Raw genomic sequence first — 2,836 nt, 5'->3', positions numbered from 1 at the left:
TCCTGTGGTCAATGCGACATCAGTACGGGGACGGTCATCGACTGGAACATGCTGCGCGTGACGCCCCCCATGACCAGTTCCTGCCAGCGCGAGTGGCCGTACGCGCCCATCACGATCAGATCGGCGCCCAGTTCCGCTGCCTTCGAGAGCAGCAGGCCGCCTGCCGCCGTGTTTTCGATGTGTCCGAGCCGGACCACGTTTGCTTTCACGTCATGCCGTGCAAGGACGAGCGCGATGTCCGCGCCGGGGATGCGATCGCCGCACGCCGCGTCATGTAATTCGTCGACCGTCACGATGGTGGTCCGCTTCGCCCGCCGCAAGAGCGGCAACGCATCATGCACGGCGCGCACGGACTCGCGGCTGCCGTTCCACGCGACCATCACGTTTTCGCTGAACGTCGTGAACTCGCGGGCGTACGGGTGGAAAAGCACCGGGCGGCCTGCGGACATCACGAGCGCTTCCGGAAAATGATCGGCAATAAACGATTCGGGATCGTCCGGATCTTCCTGTCCGGCAATGACGAGATCGGCACACCGCGCTAGGTGGGTGATGTCATCGTTCGGATAGTCGATGTTGCCGGCCCAGCGTCCAGCTACACCGGCGTCTTCCAGTTCTGCGTGGAAGACCTGTTCCAGCGCGCTCTGCCGCTCGAGACGCAGCTTGCGATGCTCCTGGAAATACTCGGAATAACCGGCCATTACGTAAAAGGTCCGCGGGTCCGGCGTGAAGCTGGTCAAGGCTCCCGTAAGATGCGCGCCGTATTGCCGGGCGAGCCGCATTGCGAACTTGAGGCGCGCGGTCGAGCGTGAACTGGTGTCGAGCTGGACCAGGATGCTTGTGAGGCTCATCGCAGAAACTCCGTTGGTGGGTGCTCGCGGTGGCCTACCTGTCAGGCGCCCGGCGCTTGACGAAAAGTCTATGGGCTCAGAAATCCCGTCCCTTGATGTAGATCAACGATCTCACCCACCCGCGGGGCGTCGAAATGCACGCCGACGAACTCTGCGTTATTACATCGGAGGTAATTGAACATATTCCTGCGCTCTCTAAGATGAGAGTCATCCCCTGGCACATCAGCTCGCTTTGGGGGACACGAAATGCTCATGTTGTTTGTTCAAATCCACCGAAGGAGTTAGGAATGCAAAGCTTTAGACTTTATACGATCGAATCGGCGCCGGCACAATCGCGGCCCACGCTCGAAGCCCTCGTTGAAAAATTCGGCTTTTTGCCGAACGTCATGGCGACCATGGCCGCCAACCCGGTTTTGCTCAACGGCTTCGCGGGCAGCTTCGCGAGTTTTCATGGCGGAAGTCTCGACGAATGCGAGAAACAGACCCTGCTGCTCACGAACGCGGTCACGATCAAGTGCCCTTGGACGGTGGCGGCGCATTCCACCTTTGCCCTTGAAGATGGCATGGCCGAAGCGGACGTCAACGCGATCCGTGCAGGGAAATTGCCAGCCGATCCTAAATATGCGGCGCTTTCGGGCTTGAGCCGGGCGCTGGTCGAAAAACGCGGTAACGTGAGCGAGGGCGATATCGAGCGGTTTACATCGGCGGGATATTCGCCGCTTCAGATATTCGAGGTGATCACGAGTATCGGGATATCGACGATGGCCGCGACGACGACCAACATGGCCGGCACGCCGGTCGAAGACCGGTTCAAGGCTCAGGCGTGGGTCCCTGCATGACTGTTGGCGCGGGGTACGCGCGGCTCGACTGGAGTTGAGCGTATCCTGATCGACCGAACCCGCATTGAATGAGTATGGAATGAAGTCCTCTGCCAAACCTGTTACTGAACTCGGCACGCTGCTGCGCCAATGGCGAAGTACGCGCGGCAGGAGCCAGTTCGATCTCTCGCTGGATGCCGGCGTGTCGCAACGGCATGTCAGCTTCATAGAGAGCGGGCGGAGCGCGCCGAGCCGCCAGACGCTCCTCAATCTTGCGCAGGCGCTCGACATTCCGCTTCGCGAGCGCAACGCGTTGTTGCTCGCTGCGGGTTTCGCGCCCATGTATTCCGAAGGCGCCTGGAACGCGGAGGAAATGCAGAGCGTGACAGGGGCGCTCGCGCGCATGTTGAAGCAGCACGAACCGTTTCCGGCAGTCGTGATGGACCGCTACTGGAACGTGCTTTTGCCCAATGAATCGGCGCCGCGTTTCTTCAATCGCTTCATCGACCTGTCCGCGCGAAAAACGCCTCGCAACATGCTGCACCTGATGTTCGATCCCGATGGCATGCGGCCGTTCATCGCCAACTGGGAGGAGGTCGCCAGGAGCTTGATTCAGCGGGTGCATCGTGAATCGGTCGGGCGGGTTATCGATGAAAAGACGCGCGAGTTGATCGACGCGCTGCTCGCTTATCCCGATGTCAAGACCGGCTGGAAATTTGCGGAGACCCCCGACGCCGGATCGGCTACGCGCAGCACGCCGGTCATTCCCATCAGCTTCGCCAAGGACGGCACGACACTCAATTACTTCTCCATGGTCACGACCGTCGGCACGCCGCAAACGGTTGCTGCGGAGGAGTTGCGAATCGAATCCTTGTTTCCTGCCGACGATGCAACCGAGGCGCTTCATCTCCGGATGCTCGGACACGCTCACGCGGAATGAAACGACGGTGTGTTTACGAAATCTATACGCCGCAAACCCCTTCTTCAACACAATAAATACCTGCAAACCTGAACAATTGGGGTTGATGCTGGCTATAGAACTACTGAAGGCGGGGAAACAATGACCGATGACGCCGAGGCTTTGATCGATGAAATGCAGCGCTACGCGTGCGCCCGCATTCACGATGTACAACGCGGCGCGGAAACGCCCGCACTCGCAGCGCTGATGGT

General features: G+C 59.8%; 3 protein-coding genes. 2 read left to right on the top strand and 1 reads right to left on the bottom strand.

From position 1 onward, the window contains the following. Positions 1-8 precede the first annotated feature (8 nt). Complete coding sequence (locus ACFFAR_RS30050; protein WP_075358270.1) at positions 9-848, bottom strand: universal stress protein; 840 nt, start codon at positions 846-848, stop codon at positions 9-11. A 287-nt stretch (positions 849-1,135) separates the two neighbouring features. On the opposite strand from ACFFAR_RS30050, the gene ACFFAR_RS30045 reads away from it, so the two are divergent. Both ACFFAR_RS30045 and ACFFAR_RS30040 read left to right on the top strand, forming a co-directional pair. Further along, entirely contained in the window at positions 1,136-1,687 is a 552-nt protein-coding gene (locus tag ACFFAR_RS30045; protein ID WP_174365399.1) for a carboxymuconolactone decarboxylase family protein, read from the top strand. Between the two features lie 79 nt (positions 1,688-1,766). Further along, on the top strand, positions 1,767-2,606 hold the full coding sequence (locus ACFFAR_RS30040) for a helix-turn-helix domain-containing protein (RefSeq protein WP_174365398.1): 840 nt from the start codon (positions 1,767-1,769) through the stop codon (positions 2,604-2,606). Positions 2,607-2,836: the final 230 nt, after the last annotated feature.

Source organism: uncultured Caballeronia sp. (genome assembly GCF_964243625.1).
GTDB lineage: Bacteria > Pseudomonadota > Gammaproteobacteria > Burkholderiales > Burkholderiaceae > Caballeronia.
The sequence above is the reverse complement of the archived record's forward strand: the minus strand, read 5'-3'. Positions and strand labels throughout refer to the sequence as shown.

Coding starts and splice junctions, on each gene's coding strand:
- ACFFAR_RS30040 (WP_174365398.1), top strand. CDS start 1,767: ATGAAGTCCTCTGCCAAACCTGTTACTGAACTCGGCACGCTGCTGCGC.
- ACFFAR_RS30045 (WP_174365399.1), top strand. CDS start 1,136: ATGCAAAGCTTTAGACTTTATACGATCGAATCGGCGCCGGCACAATCG.
- ACFFAR_RS30050 (WP_075358270.1), bottom strand. CDS start 848: ATGAGCCTCACAAGCATCCTGGTCCAGCTCGACACCAGTTCACGCTCG.